Source organism: Caballeronia sordidicola, assembly GCF_001544455.2.
GTDB lineage: Bacteria > Pseudomonadota > Gammaproteobacteria > Burkholderiales > Burkholderiaceae > Caballeronia > Caballeronia sordidicola.
This window is the reverse complement of record NZ_FCOC02000007.1, coordinates 40,531-61,761: the sequence shown is the minus strand read 5'-3', so window position 1 is coordinate 61,761 and position 21,231 is coordinate 40,531. Positions and strand designations below refer to the sequence as shown.

Genomic DNA, 21,231 nt, shown 5'->3' with positions numbered 1-21,231 from the left:
TTGAGCAAATCAACCTACACCCTAGCGCCTACCTCCCACTCACCGTTCATCCACCGCGCTCGAGGCGCCACGCCTCGGAACGCGATGCGCTCTGCGCGCGCCACGTACAAGGCCGCGCGCGACCCCACGGTCGGATGACAGGTCGGCAAACAGGGTGTTCCAAAGGAGCCTCCCGTGTTGCCGTCATTCTCTCCCGCAATCCTCGCACTCGCCGACGGCACGGTCTTTCGTGGTCATTCGATCGGCGCGTCCGGTCACACGATCGGCGAAGTGGTGTTCAACACCGCCATCACCGGTTATCAGGAAATCCTGACTGATCCGAGCTACGCGCAGCAAATCGTCACGCTGACGTATCCGCATATCGGCAATGTCGGCGTGAACGCTGACGATGTCGAATCCGCCAAAGTCCATGCCGCCGGCCTGATCATTCGCGATCTGCCGGTGCTTGCGTCGAATTTTCGTTCTGAACAGTCGCTCGCCGATTATCTGAAAGCCGAAAACGTCGTCGCGATTTCCAATATCGATACTCGCAAGCTCACGCGTATCCTGCGTGACAAAGGCGCGCAAAACGGCTGCATTCTTGCGGGCGACGACGAAGCGAAAGCCCTGGAACTCGCGCGCTCGTTCCCCGGTTTGTCCGGAATGGATTTGGCCAAGGTCGTTTCCACGAAAGAGCAGTACGAGTGGAAGCAGTCCGAATGGAAGCTCGAAAGCGGCTACGGCGAACAGACGGCGGCGCAGTATCGTGTGGTCGCGTTCGACTACGGCGTGAAGTACAACATCCTGCGCATGCTGGCCGAGCGCGGCTGCCACGTCACCGTGCTGCCCGCTGAAGCCACTGCCGCCCAAGCCCTTGCGCTCAATCCTGACGGCATCTTTCTCTCGAACGGCCCGGGCGACCCGGAACCGTGCGACTACGCCATCGCGGCAACGCGCGAGTTCATCAAGGCCGGCATTCCCACTTTCGGCATTTGCCTTGGTCACCAGATCATGGGCCTGGCGGTCGGCGCCAAAACCATGAAGATGAAAACGGGCCATCACGGCGCAAATCATCCGGTAAAGGATCTGGAAGACGGCCGCGTGGTGATTACGTCGCAGAACCACGGTTTTGCCGTCGATGCCGCAACGCTCCCCACCAACGCAAAGGTCACGCACACGTCGCTTTTCGACGGCACGCTGCAGGGCTTCGCGCTCACCGACAAACCCGCTTTCTGCTTCCAGGGACATCCGGAAGCATCGCCGGGACCGAACGATATTGCTTACTTGTTCGATCGCTTCGTTGGCCTGATGGAAGCGCAGAAAGAAGCCGCCTGAAGACGCGGGCTGGACCAGAACACGCAACACACATCATTGAGAGCAGTTATGCCGAAGCGGACAGACATCAAGAGCATCCTCATCATCGGCGCGGGGCCGATCATCATCGGCCAGGCGTGCGAGTTCGATTATTCGGGCGCGCAGGCGTGCAAGGCGTTGCGCGAGGAAGGCTACAAGGTCATTCTCGTCAACAGCAATCCCGCGACGATCATGACCGACCCGAACACGGCCGACGTCACGTATATCGAGCCGATCACATGGGAAGTGGTCGAGCGCATCATCGACAAGGAACGCCCCGACGCAATCCTTCCAACCATGGGCGGACAAACCGCGCTCAACTGCGCGCTCGATCTGTTCCATCACGGCGTGCTGGAAAAGTACAAGGTCGAGTTGATCGGCGCGTCGCCAGAAGCGATCGATAAAGCCGAAGACCGCCAGAAGTTCAAGGAAGCCATGACGAAGATTGGCCTGGGTTCGGCCAAGTCGGGCATCGCGCATTCCATGGAAGAAGCGCTGCAGGTGCAGGCGGATATCGCTGCGCAGACCGGCAGCGGCGGTTATCCGACCGTGATTCGTCCTTCGTTCACGCTCGGCGGATCGGGCGGCGGGATTGCATACAACCGCGAAGAATTCGAGGAAATCTGCCGCCGCGGACTGGATTTGTCGCCCACTCGCGAACTGCTGATCGAAGAGTCGCTGCTCGGCTGGAAAGAGTTCGAAATGGAAGTGGTGCGCGACACCAAGGACAATTGCATCATCGTCTGCTCTATCGAAAACCTGGACCCGATGGGCGTGCATACCGGCGACTCCATCACGGTCGCGCCGGCCCAGACGCTCACGGACAAGGAATACCAGATCCTGCGTAACGCGTCGCTCGCGGTGCTGCGCGAGATTGGCGTGGACACCGGCGGCTCGAACGTGCAGTTCGCGATCAACCCGAAAGACGGCCGCATGGTCGTGATCGAGATGAATCCGCGCGTGTCGCGTTCGTCGGCGCTGGCGTCGAAGGCGACGGGTTTCCCGATTGCCAAGGTCGCCGCGAAGCTGGCCGTGGGTTATACGCTCGACGAGTTGAAGAACGAGATCACCGGCGGTCAGACGCCGGCGTCGTTCGAGCCGACCATCGACTATGTGGTCACGAAGATTCCGCGTTTCGCGTTCGAAAAATTCCGCGAGGCCGATGCACGCCTGACGACGCAAATGAAGTCGGTCGGCGAAGTGATGGCGATTGGCCGCACGTTCCAGGAATCGTTCCAGAAGGCGTTGCGCGGCCTGGAAGTCGGCGTCGACGGGCTCGATGAAAAGACCACCAGCCGCGACGAAGTGATTCGCGAAATCGGCGAGCCGGGTCCGGACCGGATCTGGTTCCTGGGCGACGCGTTCCGTCTCGGCCTGAGCGCTCAGGAAATCTTCGAGGAAACGTCGATCGATCCGTGGTTCCTCGCGCAAATCGAGCAGATCATCCAGAAGGAAAAGGCGCTGGGCGGTCGCACGGTCGAGAGCCTGACCAAGGACGAAATGCTGTATCTGAAGCAGAGCGGTTTCTCGGACCGGCGCTTGGCAAAGCTGCTTGGCTCGGATCAAACGGCTGTGCGCCGCCATCGCCACGCATTGAAAGTGCGTCCGGTCTACAAGCGCGTGGACACGTGCGCGGCCGAATTCGCGACAAAAACGGCCTACATGTATTCGACCTACGAGGAAGAGTGCGAAGCCAATCCCACGGACAAAAAGAAGATCATGGTGCTCGGCGGCGGCCCGAACCGGATTGGGCAGGGCATCGAATTCGATTATTGCTGCGTGCATGCAGCGCTTGCGATGCGCGAAGACGGCTATGAAACCATCATGGTCAACTGCAATCCCGAGACCGTTTCCACCGACTACGACACGTCCGATCGCCTGTACTTCGAATCGCTGACGCTGGAAGACGTGCTTGAAATCGTCGATCTGGAAAAGCCGGTTGGCGTGATCGTGCAATACGGCGGGCAGACGCCGTTGAAGCTCGCCCTGGATCTGGAAGCGAACGGCGTGCCGATTGTCGGAACGTCGCCTGACATGATCGACGCCGCCGAAGACCGCGAGCGTTTCCAGAAGTTGCTGCAGGACCTGAACTTGCGTCAGCCGCCGAACCGCACCGCGCGTGCCGAAGACGAAGCGCTGCGTCTCGCCGGGGAAATCGGCTATCCGCTGGTTGTGCGCCCGTCGTACGTGCTCGGCGGCCGCGCGATGGAAATCGTCCACGAACCGCGCGATCTCGAACGCTACATGCGCGAGGCCGTAAAGGTCTCGCACGATTCGCCGGTGCTGCTCGACCGCTTCCTCAACGACGCAATCGAATGCGACGTGGATTGCATTTCGGACGGCGAAGCGGTGTTTATCGGTGGCGTGATGGAGCATATCGAACAGGCAGGCGTGCATTCCGGCGACTCGGCTTGCTCGCTGCCGCCGTATTCGCTGTCGCAGGAAACCATCGACGAACTCAAGCGCCAGACCGGCGCAATGGCGCGTGCGCTGAACGTGGTTGGCCTGATGAACGTGCAGTTCGCTATCCAGCAGGTGCCGCGCGACGACGGCTCGAAACAGGACGTTATCTACGTGCTGGAAGTGAATCCGCGTGCTTCGCGCACGGTGCCGTATGTATCGAAGGCGACGGGTTTGCCGCTCGCGAAAATCGCCGCGCGCGCGATGGTCGGCCAGAAGCTGGCGGCGCAAGGCGTTACGAAGGAAGTGATTCCGCCTTATTTCAGCGTGAAGGAAGCGGTGTTCCCGTTCGTGAAATTCCCGGCTGTCGATCCGGTGCTCGGACCTGAAATGCGCTCAACAGGCGAAGTCATGGGCGTGGGCCGCACGTTCGGCGAGGCGCTCTTCAAGTCGCAACTCGCGGCGGGATCCCGCTTGCCGGAAAGCGGCACGGTTCTCCTGACCGTGATGGACGCCGACAAGCAAAAGGCCGTGGAAGTCGCGACCATGCTGCACGAGCTGGGCTATCCGATCGTGGCGACCAAAGGCACGGCGGCGGCGATCGAAGCGGCGGGTGTGCCGGTCAAGGTCGTGAACAAGGTGAAGGACGGACGTCCGCACATTGTCGACATGATCAAGAACGGTGAAATTGCGCTGGTCTTCACGACCGTGGATGAAACGCGCGCCGCAATCGCCGATTCGCGTTCGATCCGCATGAGCGCACAGGCCAACAAGGTCACGTACTACACAACCATGTCCGGCGCCCGTGCGGCGGTCGAAGGCCTCCGATATCTGAAGGACCTGGAAGTCTATGATTTACAAGGACTGCATGCTCGCCTAAACTAAGGCTTCTGATTCGAGTCTCAGCAGTATCAGCAGTCTCCAAGCGAAGTCTAAGCATCAAGGGCCGCGGTTAAGCGGCGTCTCCCATTTTTACCGGGGGATGCACTTAACCGCGGTAATTTTTTTACGTCTGCATTTTTGCGTAATGAGTTGGTTATGAGCACAGTTCCTTTGACTAAACGTGGCGCAGCGTTGTTGCGCGACGAATTGCAACATCTGAAATCCGTGGAACGCCCGGCGGTCGTCAATTCAATTGCCGAAGCACGCGCGCAGGGAGACCTGTCGGAAAACGCGGAATACGACGCCGCCAAAGAGAAGCAGGGCTTCATCGAAGGCCGGATTGCCGAGCTCGAGTCGAAGCTGGCGGGCGCGCAGGTCATCGATCCGACCGAGGTGGAAGCCGACGGCCGGGTGATCTTTGGCGCGACCGTCGAGCTGGAAGACCTGGATTCGGGCAAAACGGTGACGTATCAGATCGTCGGCGACGATGAGGCGGATATCGACCACGGCCTGGTTTCCATCAGCTCGCCCATCGCACGTGCGCTGATTGGCAAGACGGAGGGCGATGTCGCGTCGGTGCAGGCGCCGAGCGGCGCGCGCGAGTACGAAGTCATCGCGGTCAAGTACGTCTGATGGCTCATCGATTCTTTCGGATCGTCGCCATGATCTGGGTCGGCAGCATGCTGACTCTGGGCTACATTGCCGCACCCGTGCTGTTCAGCATGCTCGACCGGACCTCCGCGGGATCGGTCGCGGCGCAGCTATTTCGCATCGAGGGCATGCTGGGTGTCGCGTGCGCGCTCGTGCTGTTGGTCATGGCGAATCGCCTGGTGCGTACGGGTTTTGAAGAATATAAACGTACGCGCTGGGTAATCGCGGGCATGCTGTTGTGCGTGCTGATCGGCTATTTTGCGTTGCAGCCATTCATGAACGCGCTGCGTGTGGCGGCTCAAGAGGGCGGCATGGAACTCGCGCAATCGCCCTATGCAAGCCGGTTTGGCATGTTGCACGGCGTATCGAGCGCGTTTTATTTGATCGAGAGCGTGCTGGGGCTTGTGTTGTTCTGGCGTCTGCCGCCTGGACGATTCCCCGCGCAAACCGCTGTTCCGAAGGGCAAGACGGCCAGCGTCGCAGCGCGTCGCGCGCGCGGCTAAAAAAAGCCGGTGACGTCCGCGAATATCGGGACGTCACCGGCTCCTTTATTCGGGACGGCAGTTTATTTCGACGATTGGTGGTGACGCTTAGCGCTGGGCAAGCGCTTTTTCGCGCGTTTCACGTTGCCGCCCGCGGTCACGCGCTCGTTGCCGCGAACCAGCAATTTTTGCTTCTTCGGCTTGCGGACAACGGGGGCGTCTCGCGTGATCTTGACGACCTTGACCACGCGCGGGGCGCGGCCCTTGGCCGAGGCGTCGGCAGCTTCGCCGGCGCTCGGCGGCGCGACGCGGTTTGCGCCGCGAACGCCAGCGGTACGCGGCCGCCCGGCTGGTGCGGCATCGTCTTCCGGGCGCCACACCACGAGCAGCTTGCCGATCTGCTGGACGGGCGCTGCGCCCAGGCGGTCGCAGATTTCAGCGTAAGCGGCGACACGGGCTTCGCGGTCATCGCCGAAAACCCGGATCTTGATGAGCTGGTGCGCTGCAAGATGCACTTCGATTTCAGCCAGCACGGCTTCGGTCAGCCCTTCGCCGCCAATGAGTACAACGGGCTTGAGCGCGTGAGCCTGGGAGCGCAGGTCGGCTCGTTGGGCAGGAGAAAGTTTGAGAGCTGGCATGAGAAGTAACGGACTCGACTAAAATGAGAGGCGCCGTAGCGTAAAAGCGGCTAAACGGTCGCGATTGCAATAACAAAGACGGGCAGGGCGGAACGCCTTGCTCCGGACATGACGGGCGGCGCATGATGCGGCGAGCAAACGGACTTGATTTTAACGAATCTTTAATCGCCGGAACTCAGGTGCCGCACTTGGGGCCCACCTACTGCCAGATTGGCCGAAGTGCCTTGCGGGCATTGAGGCATCCAGCTATCAGTTCAGGCACCGCAGGCAAATACAAGGGCGCGATAGCGCCGAAACTAGCTGTCTACACCGACGAATGCTGCCTCAAATATGAGCAGCAGCCTGAATTAGACGCGTATTATCCGCTAAAAGCACAGTTTCACGCAGCAAGAGTTCATTCTTAATGGCAAAAAACCGCTTCAACTACTCGTGGCTGCACGACCACATCAACGACCCGTACGTGAAACTCGCCCAGCGCGAGGGGTACCGGGCGCGCGCCGCGTACAAGCTGAAGGAAATCGACGAGCAGGACAAGTTGATCAAACCTGGTCAGATCATCGTGGACCTGGGATCCACGCCAGGTAGCTGGAGCCAGTACGTACGCAACAAGCTCGCGAAAGGCGCGAACCGCGGCGACACGCGCGAAGGCGGCATAGATGGCAAGATAATTGCGCTCGACATCCTGCCGATGGAACCCATTGCCGACGTGACGTTCTTCCAGGGCGACTTTCGGGAGGATTCAGTACTGGATCAGCTCAAAGAATTGGTCGGAGATTATCAGGTCGATCTTGTAATCTCGGACATGGCCCCCAACCTCTCAGGTGTTGCGAGTGCGGATGCAGCCCGAATGGAGCATCTGTGTGATCTGGCGCTGGAGTTCTCGCAAAACCACCTGAAACCGGATGGTGCCTTGCTGGTCAAATGTTTTCACGGCAGTGGCTATAGTCAGATCGTAGAAAAGTTCAAGCATCAATTCAAAATCGTCGCGCCGCGCAAACCCAAGGCGTCGCGGGATAAATCGTCCGAAACGTTTATTTTGGGCAGGCAACTCAAGCGTCGTGATTGAGGGTTGCCGGAGAAAATGCCTCGCGGGACGCGTTGTCCTGCGCGCATTTTGGCCGAAAAGGTCCAAAAATCGGATCCGGGCCGCTATCTTCCCGCTAGTTAAAGGTTATAGCAGGGGTTTGCGGTCTGGATTAGAATGCTTTCGTGGTGCCGCAAGGCGAATGTAGGCGCCCGTCTATGAGTGAAGGAGTGGTGCTTTGAACAACAATATGTTTTCTAAGGCAGCGGTGTGGCTGGTTATCGCACTGGTGCTGTTCACGGTGTTCAAGCAGTTCGACAAGCCCCGCGTCCAGGAAGGTGTGTCGTATTCGCAGTTCATGGACGACGCGAAGACCGGCAAGGTCAAGACCGTAACCGTGCAGGGCCGTAATCTCACCGTCACTCCCGCAGACGGTCAGAAATACCAGATCGTGTCGCCTGGCGACATCTGGATGGTCGGCGACCTGATGAAGTACGGCGTTCAGGTCAGCGGCAAGGCTGACGACGAACCCAACGCGCTCGTTTCCGCGCTGTATTACCTCGGACCGACGATCCTGATCATCGGTTTCTGGTTTTTCATGATGCGGCAGATGCAGGGCGGCGGGAAAGGCGGCGCGTTTTCGTTCGGCAAGTCGCGAGCGCGGCTGATCGACGAAAACAACAACGCAATCAATTTCACCGATGTCGCCGGTTGCGACGAAGCAAAGGAAGAAGTTTCCGAGCTCGTCGACTTCCTGCGTGATCCGCAGAAATTCCAGAAACTGGGTGGCCGGATTCCACGCGGCGTGCTGCTGGTTGGTCCTCCGGGGACCGGTAAGACGCTGCTGGCGCGTGCCATCGCCGGCGAAGCCAAAGTACCGTTTTTCAGCATCTCCGGTTCCGACTTCGTGGAAATGTTCGTAGGTGTCGGCGCAGCACGGGTGCGTGACATGTTCGAACAGGCCAAGAAGCACGCGCCTTGTATCGTTTTTATCGACGAAATCGATGCTGTGGGCCGTCATCGCGGCGCTGGCATGGGCGGCGGTAATGACGAACGCGAACAGACGTTGAACCAGATGCTCGTGGAAATGGACGGCTTCGAAGCGAACTCCGGCGTGATCGTGATCGCCGCGACGAACCGTTCGGATGTGTTGGACAAGGCGCTGCTGCGTCCGGGCCGTTTCGACCGTCAGGTGTATGTGGGTCTGCCGGATATTCGCGGCCGCGAACACATCATGAAAGTCCACCTGCGTAAGGTGCCCATTTCGAACGACGTCGATGCTTCGGTGATTGCTCGTGGCACGCCGGGCTTCTCGGGCGCCGATCTGGCCAACCTGGTGAACGAAGCCGCGCTGTTTGCGGCACGCCGCGGCAAGCGAATTGTCGAGATGGCGGATTTCGAAGACGCGAAAGACAAGATCTTCATGGGCCCGGAACGCAAGTCCGCCGTGATGCGTGAAGAGGAGCGCCGCAATACGGCGTTCCACGAGTCGGGTCACGCCGTGGTTGCCAAGCTGTTGCCGCACGCCGATCCGGTTCATAAGGTCACCATCATGCCGCGTGGCTGGGCGTTGGGCGTGACGTGGCAGTTGCCGGAACATGATCGCGTGAATCTGTATCGCGACAAGATGCTTGAGGAAATTGCCATTCTGTTCGGCGGTCGCGCAGCGGAAGAAGTGTTCCTGAATTCCATGTCCACAGGCGCTTCGAATGACTTCGAGCGCGCGACCAAGATGGCGCGCGACATGGTGACGCGCTACGGCATGTCGGACGTGCTCGGCACGATGGTTTATGTCGATACCGAGCAGGACGGCATGTTTGGCAAGATGGCGTCGAAGACGGTGTCCGAAGCCACGCAGCAAAAGGTCGATGCCGAAATTCGCCGGATTCTCGACGAACAATATGGTCTTGCCCGCAAGCTGCTGGAAGACAACCGCGACAAGGTCGAAGCCATGACGAAGGCGCTGCTGGAATGGGAAACCATCGACGCAGATCAGATCAGCGACATCATGGGTGGTCGTCCGCCGCGTCCGCCGAAGAATCTGCCACCGCCGTCGAGCGATCCTTCGGCCGGTGGCGGGAATACCGGCGCTGAAGTCAAACCGGGTAACGCGACGGCGCCTGCTTCCGCCTGACGTGAACCCGAAGTAGTTGAAAGGGCTGGTGTGTTGTTCACACCAGCCCTTTTTTGTTTTTGAGCGCGTTGTCACCGCGGCCATGATCATGCAAACCCTTGTCCAGCCTCTTCAATGCGGCCGATTCACGCTCACGTTCGAACGCCCTCTAATTATGGGAATCCTGAACGTGACGCCCGATTCGTTTTCAGACGGCGGCCGTTTCGTATCCCGCGATGCTGCGCTCGCTCAAGCGGAAGCGATGATTCGCGACGGCGCCGACATGATAGATATCGGCGGCGAATCTACCCGACCCGGTGCACCGGCCGTGCCGCTCAACGAGGAGCTCGAACGCGTGATTCCGGTAATCGAGGCGTTGCGCTCGACGGGCGTGCCGCTTTCCATCGATACCTACAAGCCTGCCGTCATGAGCGCCGCGGTAAATGCGGGCGCAGACATGGTCAATGACATCTGGGGGTTTCGCCGTGAAGGCGCGCTCGACGCCGTCAAGAACAGCGCCTGTGGTTTATGCGTGATGCACATGCTGGGTGAGCCGGAAACCATGCAGAAGCATGAACCTGTCTACCGCGACGTTGTTGCGGAGGTCCGTGCGTTCTTCGATGAGCGGGTTCGCACATTGACCAAGGTTGACATCGCGCAAAATCGGATCTGTCTTGACCCAGGATTTGGCTTCGGCAAGTCCGTGACGGTTCATAATTACGACTTATTGGCCCATTTCGCCGACACGCGGCCCACGAGCCTGAATGTACCGCTGCTGGCGGGAATGTCGCGCAAATCGATGCTCGGCGCCGTCACCGGCCGGGCTCATCCGTCGGAGCGGGCTGCGGCGAGCGTGGCGGCCGCGGTGTGCGTTGTGGAGCGGGGCGCGTCGATTGTGCGTGTGCACGATGTCGCTGCAACCGCAGACGCGCTCAAGGTTTGGCAAGCGGTTCGGGACGCGGCTGACCGTTCGCAGTAAAAGAGGGGCGCGATGGGTATAGACCTCGCGCGGGCGGCACTCATCAACACACAACTAGATCAAGCGCGTTCTGCGCGAGGATACGAACAAAAAAATGGCACGTCGATATTTTGGAACCGATGGCATTCGAGGCAAGGTTGGCGAGGCGCCGATCACACCGGACTTTGTACTGCGCCTTGGCTATGCGGCCGGCAAGGTGCTCGCGGGCGCGGATCAATGGGCGCAGCGCGGCACTCGCCCGACGGTGTTGATCGGCAAGGACACGCGGGTGTCGGGCTACATGCTCGAGGCAGCGCTGGAATCGGGTTTTTCAGCGGCGGGTGTCGACGTGATGCTGGCTGGCCCGATCCCTACGCCGGGCGTGGCTTACCTCACGCGCGCCTTGCGTCTCGCTGCGGGCGTGGTGATCAGCGCCTCACACAACCCGTACTACGACAACGGCATCAAGTTTTTCTCCGCCGATGGCAACAAGCTCCCGGACGACGTCGAGTTGCAGATCGAAGCGCAACTCGACGAACCCATGTCCTGCGCTCCCTCGGAGTTGCTCGGCAAGGCACGCCGGCTGGACGATGCCCGCGGCCGATATATCGAATTTTGTAAGAGTACGTTTCCGGCGAGTTTCGACCTGCATGGCCTGAAGCTGGTTGTCGACTGCGCGCATGGCGCAGCGTATGACGTAGCGCCCCAGGTATTTCACGAACTGGGCGCGGAAGTCGTGACCATCGGCGTGTCGCCGAACGGCTTCAATATCAATGACGGCGTGGGTGCAACGGCGCCCGACGCACTGGTCAAGGCGGTCAGGGAACATCAGGCGCATATGGGCATTGCGCTCGATGGCGACGCTGACCGTCTGCAGATCGTCGATGCCTCCGGCCGGCTCTACAACGGCGACGAATTGCTCTACGTGCTGGTCAACGACCGGATTGCGACAGACGGAAAGATCGACGGCGCGGTAGGCACGTTGATGACCAACATGGCGGTCGAAGTGGCCTTGAAAAAGGGCGGCGTGCAGCTCGTACGTGCGGCGGTGGGCGATCGTTATGTTCTCGAAAAGCTGCGCGAGAACAACTGGGTTCTGGGTGCGGAAGGCTCCGGCCACATCTTGTCGCTGGACCGGCATTCCACTGGCGATGGCATCGTCTCCGCGCTGCTAGTGCTTGCAGCGGTCAAGCGCAGCGGGCGCACGCTTGCCGAACTGCTGGAGGGCGTCAGCCTGTTCCCGCAAAAGCTGATCAACGTGCGCATGAGTCCGGGCGCTGACTGGAAGAGCAGCGACGCGATCAAGCGTGCCATCGCCGAGGCCGAGCGCGAGCTTGAATCGAAAGGGCGCGTGCTGATTCGCCCATCGGGAACCGAGCCGGTATTGCGCGTGATGGTGGAGGCGGCGTCGCAAACCGACGCTATCCGGCACGCGGAAACCATCGCTAAAGTCGTGAAGGACGCAACCGCCTGAGATCTTGGCACCTCTGCGCGACAACAAGAACGCCACGACCCGATCGTGGCGTTTTTGTTATGCGCCGGTTTAAGAGCCTCGCAAACGTGTGCTTTTCAGTCGGCTAATATAACTTTCAAGCCGTAAGCACGTTGTCACGCTGGCTTCATCATTCGTCATCGAACTGTCACACAGAGAACCTATCCTTCGCGGTGTCGAGCCACTTGCTCACAACCCTGGAGATCACATGAAATTGATGCACACCGCGCTCGCAGGCATCGTCGGCGCAATGTTCGCGATGTCGGCCCAAGCTGCCGACATCACTGGCGCGGGCAGCACCTTCGCTGCACCGATTTACACGAAATGGGCCGATACGTACCAGAAGTCGGGCGGCGGCAAGGTCAACTACCAAGGCATCGGTTCGTCGGGCGGCATCAAGCAAATCATCGCGAAGACGGTGGATTTCGCTGGCTCGGACGCACCCCTCAAAGATGACGAACTGGCGAAGGAGGGGCTTTTCCAGTTCCCGACAGTGGTTGGCGGCGTAGTTCCGGCGATCAACGTTCCGGGCATCAAGGCGGGCGAACTGACGTTGTCGGGCGAAGTGCTCGGCGATATCTATCTGGGCAAGATCAAGAAGTGGAACGACCCGGCCATTGCCGCGCTGAACCCGAAGGTCAAACTGCCGGATACCGACATTGCCGTCGTGCGCCGCGCGGATGGTTCGGGCACGAGCTTCATCTGGACGAACTACTTGTCCAAGGTGAACGCCGAGTGGAAGAGCAAGGTTGGCGAAGGTTCGACGGTCAACTGGCCGACAGGCACGGGCGGCAAGGGTAACGACGGCGTTGCCGCGTTCGTTCAGCGTTTGCCGGGTGCTATCGGTTATGTGGAATGGGCGTACGCTAAACAGAACAAGATGACGTACGTCGACATGAAGAACTCGGCGGGCGCCGTGGTCGAGCCGAAGACGGAAACGTTCAAGGCAGCGGCAGCCAGCGCGGACTGGTCGAAGTCGTTCTACCAGATCCTGACGAACGAGCCGGGCAAGGATGCATGGCCAATCGTGGGCGCCACGTTCGTGCTGCTGCACACGACGCAGGAAAAGGAAGCGCAAGGTGCGGAAACGCTGAAGTTCTTCGGCTGGGCGTTCAAGAACGGTACGCAAGCAGCGAACGAACTCGACTACATTCCGTTGCCGGATTCGGTGACTGCTGAAATCGAAACGCAGTGGAAGGCGAAGGTGAAGGACGCGTCGGGCAAGGCGGTCGTTCAGTAAGCTTTATATGGGTTTGCATCGGGCGTATCAGTATTGCTCGATGCAAACTTAAGCAACACGCGCAGGCTTTCTGGTTCCTAGTCCTTTAAGTGCATCAAGATCCGCGCGGCAGCCGCCGCGCGGTCCTTCCGAAGGCTCCCATGTCGGACATCAACCTCGCATCGACTCCGCCCGCAAGCCGCGCCCAGCGCGCGCCGGGACAACTCGGTGATATCGTTTTCGGCGGCCTTGCGCGGCTCGCCGCAGTGGTCACGCTCTTGCTGCTGGGCGGCATTATCGTGTCGCTGGTGGTGGCTTCGCTGCCCACGCTGCAAAAGTTTGGCCCCAGTTTTCTTTGGCGCTCCGAATGGGATCCGCAAACGGATAGCTTCGGCGCGCTCGTGCCTATCTACGGCACGATTGCCACATCGATCATTGCATTGATCATCGCCGTGCCGGTGAGTTTCGGCATTGCGCTGTTTCTGACCGAGCTCGCGCCCGCGTGGCTGCGCCGGCCGCTCGGCGTCGCTATCGAATTGCTCGCGGCAATTCCCTCGATTGTCTACGGCATGTGGGGCTTGCTGGTGTTTTCCCCGCTCTTCGCCACGTACTTCGAAAAGCCGCTGGGACACCTGCTTGGCGACGTCTGGCTGATCGGCCGCTTCTTTCAGGGGCCGCCTATTGGTATCGGCATTTTGTGCGCCGGCGTGATTCTCGCGATCATGATCATTCCGTACATTGCGGCAGTGATGCGCGATGTGTTCGAAGTCACGCCCGTGCTGCTCAAGGAGTCGGCGTATGGCATTGGCTGCACGACCTGGGAAGTCATGTGGAAGATCGTGTTGCCGTTCACGCGAACCGGCGTGATTGGCGGCGTGATGCTCGGTCTCGGCCGCGCGCTCGGCGAGACCATGGCGGTGACGTTCGTGATCGGCAATACGAATCTGCTCGATAACGTCTCGCTGTTTTCACCGGGCAACAGCATCACCTCGGCGCTCGCGAACGAGTTTGCTGAAGCGAGTCCGGGCCTGCATACGTCGGCGCTGATGGAACTCGGGCTGATCCTGTTCCTGATCACGTTCGTTGTGCTGTCATTGTCGAAGCTCATGCTGCTTCGCCTCGAAAAAGGGGAGGGCGGAAAATGAGCCAGCCGACGATGCAATTTCCCGGCTCCGGCAATCCGGAACGCGAAGCCTCCACGCGAATCAAGCTGCAGCGCCGCCGGCGCAGCAAGAATGTGGTTGCGCTGGTGTTGTCGCTGGCGGCAATGGCGTTTGGCCTGCTGTGGCTGATATGGATTCTCTTCACCACGGTGAAGCTGGGTGTTGGCGGCATGTCGATCGAATTGTTCACGCAGAACACGCCGCCGCCCAACACGGATGGCGGCGGTTTGCTCAACGCCATTGTCGGCAGCTTGATGCTTGTGGTGCTTGCCACGTTTATCGGTACGCCGCTTGGCGTGCTCGCAGGCGTATATCTCGCCGAATACGGCGACAAGCGCTGGCTTGCAAGCGTGACCCGCTTCATCAACGACATTCTGCTGTCCGCGCCGTCGATTGTGATCGGCCTGTTTGTGTATGCCATCGTGGTCGCACATTCGGGGCGTTTCAGCGGCTGGGCGGGCGTGATCGCGCTGGCGTTGCTGCAGATTCCTATTGTGATCCGCACGACCGAGAACATGCTGCGGCTCGTGCCGAATGCGCTGCGCGAAGCAGCCTTCGCGCTCGGTACGCCGAAGTGGAAGATGGTGACATCGATCACGCTGAAGGCATCGGTAAGCGGCATTGTGACGGGTGTCCTGCTCGCCGTCGCCCGTATCACCGGCGAGACGGCGCCGCTCCTGTTCACCGCATTGTCGAATCAATTCTTCTCGTGGGACATGAGCCAGCCCGTCGCCAACTTGCCGGTCACCATCTACAAGTTCGCGATGAGCCCGTTCCCCCAATGGCAAGCGCTCGCGTGGGCCGGTGTGTTCCTGATCACGCTCGGCGTGCTCGGTCTGAACATTCTCGCGCGCACGATCTTCTCGAAAAAATAAGGCGGAAACTTCCATGAACACAGTCGCAGGCGATGTGAGCACCCGGAACGCCAGTCCGGCCACCGATGCAAACAAGGACCCCGTGGAACGCGGCGCCGTGCCGGGCAGTTTCAAGCCGACGCACCAGGCGCCTCCAGCCGGGTCGATGAAACCGAAGATCGAGGTGAACAACCTCAACTTCTTCTACAACAAGTTCCATGCGCTGAAGAACATCAACCTGCGCATTCCGGAGCACAAGGTGACGGCGTTTATCGGGCCGTCGGGTTGCGGCAAGTCCACCTTGCTGCGCACCTTCAACAAGATGTATGCGCTTTATCCGGAGCAGCGCGCGGAAGGCGAGATCCTGATGGATGGCAACAATCTGCTCGACACGCGCCGCGATATTTCGCTGTTGCGCGCACGCGTGGGCATGGTGTTTCAGAAACCGACGCCGTTCCCCATGTCGATCTACGACAACATTGCGTTCGGCGTGAAGATGTTCGAGCAACTGTCGCGCTCGGAGATGGACGACCGCGTTGAATGGGCGCTGACGAAAGCGGCGCTGTGGAACGAAGTGAAGGACAAGCTGCAGCAAAGCGGTTATGGCTTGTCGGGCGGCCAGCAGCAGCGCCTTTGCATTGCGCGCGGTATCGCGATCCGCCCTGAAGTGCTGTTGCTCGACGAACCGTGTTCCGCGCTCGACCCTATTTCGACGGGCCGGATCGAAGAATTGATCGCCGAACTGAAGAATGACTATACGGTGGTGATCGTTACGCACAACATGCAGCAGGCGGCACGTTGTTCGGACTACACTGCTTATATGTATCTGGGCGAATTGATCGAATTCGGCGATACGGAAAAAATCTTTATCAAGCCGTCCCGCAAGGAAACGGAAGATTACATCACCGGCCGGTTTGGGTGAGTCCGCGATGGATCTCTCGCAGTCATACGGGCTAAAAAAGGACTTCAGGAGCACATATGTCCGATAAACATTTGTCGAGCCAGTTCGACGCCGATCTGAACGCGGTTTCGTCCAAAGTGCTGGAAATGGGCGGCTTGGTCGAGTCGCAGATCATCAATGCCATGCAGGCGCTCAACGCGTTCGATATCGACATTGCCGACAAGGTGATTCTGGCCGAGCAGCGCCTGAATACCATGGAAGTCGAAATCGACGAGGAATGCAGCAATATCATCGCGCGCCGCCAGCCGGCCGCACGCGACTTGCGCTTGTTGATGGCAATCTCGAAGACCATTACGAATCTGGAACGCGCCGGCGACGAAGCCGAGAAAATCGCGAAGCGCGTGAAGCGCATCAACGAAGACGGCATGGGCCGTAACGTGAATATCGCGGAAATCAAGTTGTCCGGGGAAATGGCGGTATCCATCCTGCGCCGCGCGCTCGATGCATTCGCGCGCCTCGACACGGTTGCCGCTGCGCAGATCGTGCGCGACGACAAAGCCATCGACGAAGAATTCCGCGCGTTCGTGCGCAAGCTCATCACATACATGATGGAAGATCCGCGCATGATTTCAGCGGGACTCGATTATCTGTTCATCGCGAAAGCGGTTGAACGGATTGGCGATCACGCGAAGAACATTGCGGAATTCATTATTTACATTGTGAAGGGTACGGATGTCCGCCATGTGTCGCGCGATCAGCTTGAACGCGAAGCGCTGAGCTGAAGTTTCACTTGGTTCCCATTGCCGTTAGATAACTTACGCGAAGAAGGTTACAGAGGTGCCGATGCCCAGCAGCATTCTCGTTATAGAAGACGAACCCGCGATTTCCGAATTGATTTCGGTGAATCTGCAACACGCGGGCCATTGCCCCATTCGTGCTTATAACGCGGAACAGGCGCAAAACCTGATCAGCGACGTATTGCCGGACCTGGTGCTTCTCGACTGGATGCTGCCGGGTAAATCCGGTATAGCCTTCGCTCGGGAATTACGCGGCAACGAACGCACGAAACACATTCCGATCATCATGCTTACCGCGCGTGGCGACGAGCAGGATAAAGTGCTTGGGCTTGAAATCGGCGCGGACGATTATGTGACCAAGCCGTTTTCTCCCAAGGAACTGATGGCGCGGATCAAGGCGGTATTGCGCCGGCGCGCGCCGCAATTGACGGAGGACGTGGTGGCCATCAATGGCTTGCGTCTTGATCCGGCTACGCATCGGGTGGCTGCGCACGCAAATGGTCATTCCGACGACATCAAGCTCGATCTTGGTCCGACCGAATTCCGGCTGTTGCACTTTTTCATGACGCATCCGGAACGCGTGCATAGCCGCACGCAATTGCTCGATCAGGTCTGGGGCGATCACGTATTCGTTGAAGAGCGGACGGTGGACGTGCATATCAAGCGCTTGCGGGCGGCTTTAAAGCCCGCGGGTTGCGATGCTATGATTGAAACGGTTCGTGGCAGTGGGTATCGGCTCGCCAAGAGCGCTTGATAAAAAGTGCATGAAACCCGCGACCAATCGGGGTCGTGGGATCGCGTGGCAATAATCTCGATCCGCTAATTCATGAATATCATCTGGACGCGTTCCCTCGTGTCCCTCGCGTTACTCGCGATATTGAGCGTGATCGTTGGTGCGCTGCTTGGTTTGCGCACTGCGCTCTGTTTTGCGCTCGTCATGCTGGTTCTGCAGACACTCTTCACGACCTTTCATACTCAGCGTCTCTGGCGCTTGCTGGACGCACCCGTATATGGCGAAGTGCCGAGCGCGCCGGGGGTGTGGGGCGAGATTTATTATCGGCTGCATAAACTCGCCAAGCGCTGGCATGCGCAGGTGCGTCAGGTCGAGCAGCAGCATTCGCGTTTTATCCAGGGTATTCAGGCGTCGCCGAATGGCGTGGCCATGCTCGACGATACCGATCAGATCGAATGGTGCAATGCCATTGCGGAAACGCATTTCGGGCTCGATGCAAAACGCGATCTGCGCCAGCATATAACCCATCTCGTGCGTCAACCCGAGTTTGTCCGGTATCTCGCCTCGCAGCATTATGAGGAAGTGCTGGTCATGCGTGGAATGGGCGCGAACCGGCAACATGTGTTGTCCGTGCAGATATTTCCATACGGTGAAAATCGCAAGCTGATCCTCACGCAGGATATAACCGAACTGGAACGAACGGATTCCATGCGGCGCGATTTTGTCGCGAACGTTTCGCATGAGTTGAAGACGCCGTTGACCGTGTTGTCGGGCTTTCTCGAAACCATGCGCGAGATTCCACTGGATGAAGCCGACCGCGCGCGTTATCTGGAGATGATGGAACAGCAATCGGCGCGCATGCAGAACATTGTGCGTGACCTGCTCGTGCTGGCGAATCTTGAAGGCGACGGCAAACCGCCGAGCGAGGATGTGCTCGATATGCGGGCGGTTTTGCGTCATCTCGAAGAAGACGCCGACAATTTATCCGGCGGCCGGCATCGGATCACGTTCAACGTTGACGAAGCGCTGACGGTCTCCGGTTCCGAAACCGAGATTGTCAGTGCGCTCGCCAATCTGGTGACCAATGCAATCCGATATACGCCGGACGGCGGCACGATCGATGTCACGTGGCAACGCATTCGTGATCGCGCGGTATTTTCAGTGCGCGATAGCGGACTCGGCATTCCAGCCGAACACATTCCGCGTTTGACGGAGCGGTTTTATCGCGTGGATAGAAGCCGGTCTCGCGATACCGGCGGCACGGGCCTAGGATTGGCCATCGTGAAGCACGTATTGCAGCGCCATCACGCGGACCTCGAAGTCAAAAGCGAAGAAGGACGCGGCAGCACGTTTTCGGTCAGGTTTCCGGCCGCGCGCACGTCGCTGAGAAAGTCGATCGCGGCCTGAAGCGCCGCGGATCGGTTGAAGCGTTGCGGTTACGAGCAGAACTTCGTCAGCAATCCAAGCTGCGCACTGCGCATGGATTTTCCTGGCCGCCGCCGCCGATAATGACCATCGCTTTGCATGAGCCATGCGGACTGGTTATCGCCGAGAAAAGCCGACAAACCTTCCGCGATCACCCGCCGTTTCAGGCGCCGGTCATTCACGGGAAACGCCACTTCGACGCGGCGAAAGAAGTTGCGGTCCATCCAGTCCGCGCTCGATAAATACACCTTCTCCTCACCGCCCGCATAAAAATAGAAGATGCGGTGATGCTCGAGAAAACGCCCGACGATCGACCGCACGGTAATGTTCTCGGACAGGTCTTCCACGCCGGGTTTCAATGCGCACACACCGCGTACGATCAAATCGATCTTCACGCCCGCCTGCGACGCTTCATACAAGGCGGCGATCACGGTCGGTTCGAGCAGCGCGTTCATCTTGGCGACGATTCGCGCCTTCTTGCCTGCGCGGGCATTGTCGGCTTCGGCGCGAATGGCATCCATGAGATTCGGATGCAGCGTGAAAGGCGCTTGCCAGAGCTGATGCAAACGCAACTCGCCGCCAATGCCGGTAAGTTGCTGGAACACATGATGCACGTCTTCGCAGACTTCCTGGTTCGACGTCATCATGCCGAAGTCGGTATAAAGACGCGCGGTACGCGGATGGTAATTTCCCGTTCCCAGATGCGCATAACGCCTGAGCATCATCTTGCCGCCCTGCGACACACGCCGCACGATCAGCATCATTTTCGCGTGGCATTTGTGGCCGACCACGCCATAGACCACGTGCGCACCGACGGCCTCCAGTTGCGAAGCCCAGTTGATGTTCGTCTCTTCATCGAAACGCGCGAGCAACTCCACGACCACGGTCACTTCCTTGCCGTTGCGCGCGGCCTGCATCAAGGCGTCCATCAGCGGCGAATCCGTTCCCGTGCGATAGATCGTCTGCTTGATCGCGACCACTTGCGGGTCCTTCGCAGCTTGCAACAGCAACTCCAGCACCGGCTGAAAGCTCTCGTACGGGTGATGCAGAAGCACATCGCCTTTATCGATGACATCAAACAGATTGGCCGCGTTCGCGATCTCCCTCGGCACGGCGGGAATATGCGGGACGAACTTGAGGTCGGGCCGGTCGACCATTTCGGGCAACTGCATGAGGCGCACGAGATTCACCGGCCCGTTCACGCGATAACAATCGCGATCATTCAGTTCGCTCTCGTCCAGAAGCCGGCGGACCATATGAGGCGGCGTTTCCGCCGATACTTCCAGGCGCACCGCATTGCCCAGATGCCGCGCCGGCAATTCGCCCTGGAGCGCCACGCGCAGATTGGTGATTTCGTCTTCATCGACGAACAGTTCGCTGTTGCGCGTGATACGGAACTGGTTGCAACTGCGCACGACCAGATGCGGAAACAACTGGTCCACGAAACGCTGCATCAACGAGCTCAACAGCACGAAGCCATGCGGATATCCCGACAGCGCTTCGGGCATGCGCACGAGCCGGGGCAGCGCACGCGGCGCCTGGACAATGCCCATGACCGCCTGACGCCCGAACGCATCCTTGCCTTCGAGTTCTATGACGAAGTTCAGGCTCTTGTTCAGCACACGCGGAAACGGATGCGCGGGATCAAGCCCGATGGGTGTCAGCACCGGCAGCAACTCGTTTTGAAAGTAGTCGCGCGCCCAGTCGGTCTGTGCCTCGGTCCAGGACTCCACGCCATGAAAATAGATGCCTTCGCTTTCGAGCGCGGGATACACGCTGTCCTGCAGCATCGCGTATTGCTGATGCACCAGCCGATGCGCGCGCTCGACCACGAGATCGTACACATGCTGCAACGACATGCCATCGGGCGAAAGCGAGCCTGGGTTGTCTCGCATCTGTTCCTGCATGCCGGCCATGCGGACTTCGAAGAATTCGTCGAGATTGCTGCTGGTGATGCAGATGAAGCGGAGTCGTTCGAGCAGGGGAACGGCGGTATCGGCGGCTTGCGACAATACGCGTTCGTTAAAACCCAGAATGCCCAGTTCGCGGTTCAGAAGGGGGGAGCGGTTGGACATCAGTATGGAAAAGTACTCACAAAAACAGAATACGCAAGGATCGCCCGGAATGAACCACAATATGATGACGTTTTTATGAAATCATAATGTCA

Annotated in this window: 17 protein-coding genes; 15 read left to right on the top strand and 2 right to left on the bottom strand. The window is 59.2% G+C overall.

Annotated features, from left to right (window positions below; translation table 11 throughout):
• The first annotated feature begins 174 nt into the window (after positions 1-174).
• From carA to AWB64_RS13750, 4 genes are all read left to right on the top strand, one after another.
• Positions 175-1,314, top strand: a complete 1,140-nt coding sequence (gene carA / locus AWB64_RS13765; protein ID WP_060819764.1) for a glutamine-hydrolyzing carbamoyl-phosphate synthase small subunit — start codon at positions 175-177, stop codon at positions 1,312-1,314.
• A 48-nt stretch (positions 1,315-1,362) separates the two neighbouring features.
• Complete coding sequence (carB, locus tag AWB64_RS13760) at positions 1,363-4,617, top strand: carbamoyl-phosphate synthase large subunit (RefSeq protein ID WP_060819762.1); 3,255 nt, start codon at positions 1,363-1,365, stop codon at positions 4,615-4,617.
• A 153-nt stretch (positions 4,618-4,770) separates the two neighbouring features.
• Positions 4,771-5,247, top strand: coding sequence for a transcription elongation factor GreA (greA, locus tag AWB64_RS13755; protein WP_060819760.1), 477 nt, complete (start codon positions 4,771-4,773; stop codon positions 5,245-5,247).
• A complete protein-coding gene (locus tag AWB64_RS13750; protein WP_060819759.1) occupies positions 5,247-5,768 on the top strand; it encodes a DUF4149 domain-containing protein in 522 nt (173 codons plus the stop codon). The genes greA and AWB64_RS13750 overlap by 1 nt, the downstream gene beginning before the upstream one ends.
• Positions 5,769-5,830: 62 nt before the next feature.
• Here the strand turns inward: AWB64_RS13750 and AWB64_RS13745 are convergent, their stop codons facing one another.
• Positions 5,831-6,385 carry a YhbY family RNA-binding protein gene (locus AWB64_RS13745; RefSeq protein WP_060819757.1) on the bottom strand — a complete coding sequence of 185 codons (555 nt, stop codon included), beginning with the start codon at positions 6,383-6,385 and terminating at the stop codon, positions 5,831-5,833.
• A gap of 403 nt (positions 6,386-6,788) precedes the next feature.
• Here AWB64_RS13745 and AWB64_RS13740 point away from each other — a divergent pair, with 403 nt between their 5' ends.
• The 11 genes from AWB64_RS13740 (at position 6,789) to phoR (ending at position 19,046) form a co-directional block, all read left to right on the top strand.
• The gene (locus AWB64_RS13740; protein WP_060819755.1) at positions 6,789-7,451 is read left to right on the top strand and encodes an RlmE family RNA methyltransferase; all 663 of its coding nucleotides are present in this window, start codon (positions 6,789-6,791) and stop codon (positions 7,449-7,451) included.
• Between the two features lie 196 nt (positions 7,452-7,647).
• The gene (ftsH, locus tag AWB64_RS13735; RefSeq protein WP_060819754.1) at positions 7,648-9,543 is read left to right on the top strand and encodes an ATP-dependent zinc metalloprotease FtsH; all 1,896 of its coding nucleotides are present in this window, start codon (positions 7,648-7,650) and stop codon (positions 9,541-9,543) included.
• A gap of 88 nt (positions 9,544-9,631) precedes the next feature.
• Positions 9,632-10,501, top strand: a complete 870-nt coding sequence (folP, locus tag AWB64_RS13730; RefSeq protein WP_374728623.1) for a dihydropteroate synthase — start codon at positions 9,632-9,634, stop codon at positions 10,499-10,501.
• Positions 10,502-10,595: 94 nt separating this feature from the next.
• Entirely contained in the window at positions 10,596-11,954 is a 1,359-nt protein-coding gene (glmM, locus tag AWB64_RS13725) for a phosphoglucosamine mutase (protein WP_060819751.1), read from the top strand.
• 226 nt (positions 11,955-12,180) lie between these two features.
• A complete protein-coding gene (gene pstS / locus AWB64_RS13720) occupies positions 12,181-13,212 on the top strand; it encodes a phosphate ABC transporter substrate-binding protein PstS (RefSeq protein WP_060819750.1) in 1,032 nt (343 codons plus the stop codon).
• A gap of 140 nt (positions 13,213-13,352) precedes the next feature.
• A complete protein-coding gene (pstC, locus tag AWB64_RS13715) occupies positions 13,353-14,336 on the top strand; it encodes a phosphate ABC transporter permease PstC (protein ID WP_060856145.1) in 984 nt (327 codons plus the stop codon).
• A complete protein-coding gene (gene pstA / locus AWB64_RS13710; protein ID WP_060819749.1) occupies positions 14,333-15,229 on the top strand; it encodes a phosphate ABC transporter permease PstA in 897 nt (298 codons plus the stop codon). The genes pstC and pstA overlap by 4 nt, the downstream gene beginning before the upstream one ends.
• A 145-nt stretch (positions 15,230-15,374) precedes the next feature.
• Positions 15,375-16,130 carry a phosphate ABC transporter ATP-binding protein PstB gene (gene pstB, locus AWB64_RS13705; protein WP_172811968.1) on the top strand — a complete coding sequence of 252 codons (756 nt, stop codon included), beginning with the start codon at positions 15,375-15,377 and terminating at the stop codon, positions 16,128-16,130.
• Positions 16,131-16,186: 56 nt separating this feature from the next.
• Complete coding sequence (phoU, locus tag AWB64_RS13700) at positions 16,187-16,891, top strand: phosphate signaling complex protein PhoU (protein WP_060819747.1); 705 nt, start codon at positions 16,187-16,189, stop codon at positions 16,889-16,891.
• A 61-nt stretch (positions 16,892-16,952) separates the two neighbouring features.
• Entirely contained in the window at positions 16,953-17,660 is a 708-nt protein-coding gene (gene phoB, locus AWB64_RS13695) for a phosphate regulon transcriptional regulator PhoB (protein WP_060819746.1), read from the top strand.
• Positions 17,661-17,732: 72 nt separating this feature from the next.
• Entirely contained in the window at positions 17,733-19,046 is a 1,314-nt protein-coding gene (phoR, locus tag AWB64_RS13690) for a phosphate regulon sensor histidine kinase PhoR (protein WP_060819745.1), read from the top strand.
• A gap of 29 nt (positions 19,047-19,075) precedes the next feature.
• On the opposite strand, the gene ppk1 is transcribed toward phoR, so the two are convergent.
• The gene (ppk1, locus tag AWB64_RS13685) at positions 19,076-21,139 is read right to left on the bottom strand and encodes a polyphosphate kinase 1 (RefSeq protein ID WP_060819743.1); all 2,064 of its coding nucleotides are present in this window, start codon (positions 21,137-21,139) and stop codon (positions 19,076-19,078) included.
• Positions 21,140-21,231 lie beyond the last annotated feature (92 nt).

Excerpts from the sequence above, each read along its gene's own strand:
- pstA (WP_060819749.1), top strand. The coding sequence starts at position 14,333 with ATGAGCCAGCCGACGATGCAATTTCCCGGCTCCGGCAATCCGGAACGC.
- AWB64_RS13745 (WP_060819757.1), bottom strand. The coding sequence starts at position 6,385 with ATGCCAGCTCTCAAACTTTCTCCTGCCCAACGAGCCGACCTGCGCTCC.
- pstC (WP_060856145.1), top strand. The coding sequence starts at position 13,353 with ATGTCGGACATCAACCTCGCATCGACTCCGCCCGCAAGCCGCGCCCAG.
- phoB (WP_060819746.1), top strand. The coding sequence starts at position 16,953 with ATGCCCAGCAGCATTCTCGTTATAGAAGACGAACCCGCGATTTCCGAA.
- phoU (WP_060819747.1), top strand. The coding sequence starts at position 16,187 with ATGTCCGATAAACATTTGTCGAGCCAGTTCGACGCCGATCTGAACGCG.
- AWB64_RS13750 (WP_060819759.1), top strand. The coding sequence starts at position 5,247 with ATGGCTCATCGATTCTTTCGGATCGTCGCCATGATCTGGGTCGGCAGC.
- ppk1 (WP_060819743.1), bottom strand. The coding sequence starts at position 21,139 with ATGTCCAACCGCTCCCCCCTTCTGAACCGCGAACTGGGCATTCTGGGT.
- greA (WP_060819760.1), top strand. The coding sequence starts at position 4,771 with ATGAGCACAGTTCCTTTGACTAAACGTGGCGCAGCGTTGTTGCGCGAC.
- carB (WP_060819762.1), top strand. The coding sequence starts at position 1,363 with ATGCCGAAGCGGACAGACATCAAGAGCATCCTCATCATCGGCGCGGGG.
- folP (WP_374728623.1), top strand. The coding sequence starts at position 9,632 with ATGCAAACCCTTGTCCAGCCTCTTCAATGCGGCCGATTCACGCTCACG.
- AWB64_RS13740 (WP_060819755.1), top strand. The coding sequence starts at position 6,789 with ATGGCAAAAAACCGCTTCAACTACTCGTGGCTGCACGACCACATCAAC.
- phoR (WP_060819745.1), top strand. The coding sequence starts at position 17,733 with ATGAATATCATCTGGACGCGTTCCCTCGTGTCCCTCGCGTTACTCGCG.
- glmM (WP_060819751.1), top strand. The coding sequence starts at position 10,596 with ATGGCACGTCGATATTTTGGAACCGATGGCATTCGAGGCAAGGTTGGC.
- pstB (WP_172811968.1), top strand. The coding sequence starts at position 15,375 with ATGAAACCGAAGATCGAGGTGAACAACCTCAACTTCTTCTACAACAAG.
- pstS (WP_060819750.1), top strand. The coding sequence starts at position 12,181 with ATGAAATTGATGCACACCGCGCTCGCAGGCATCGTCGGCGCAATGTTC.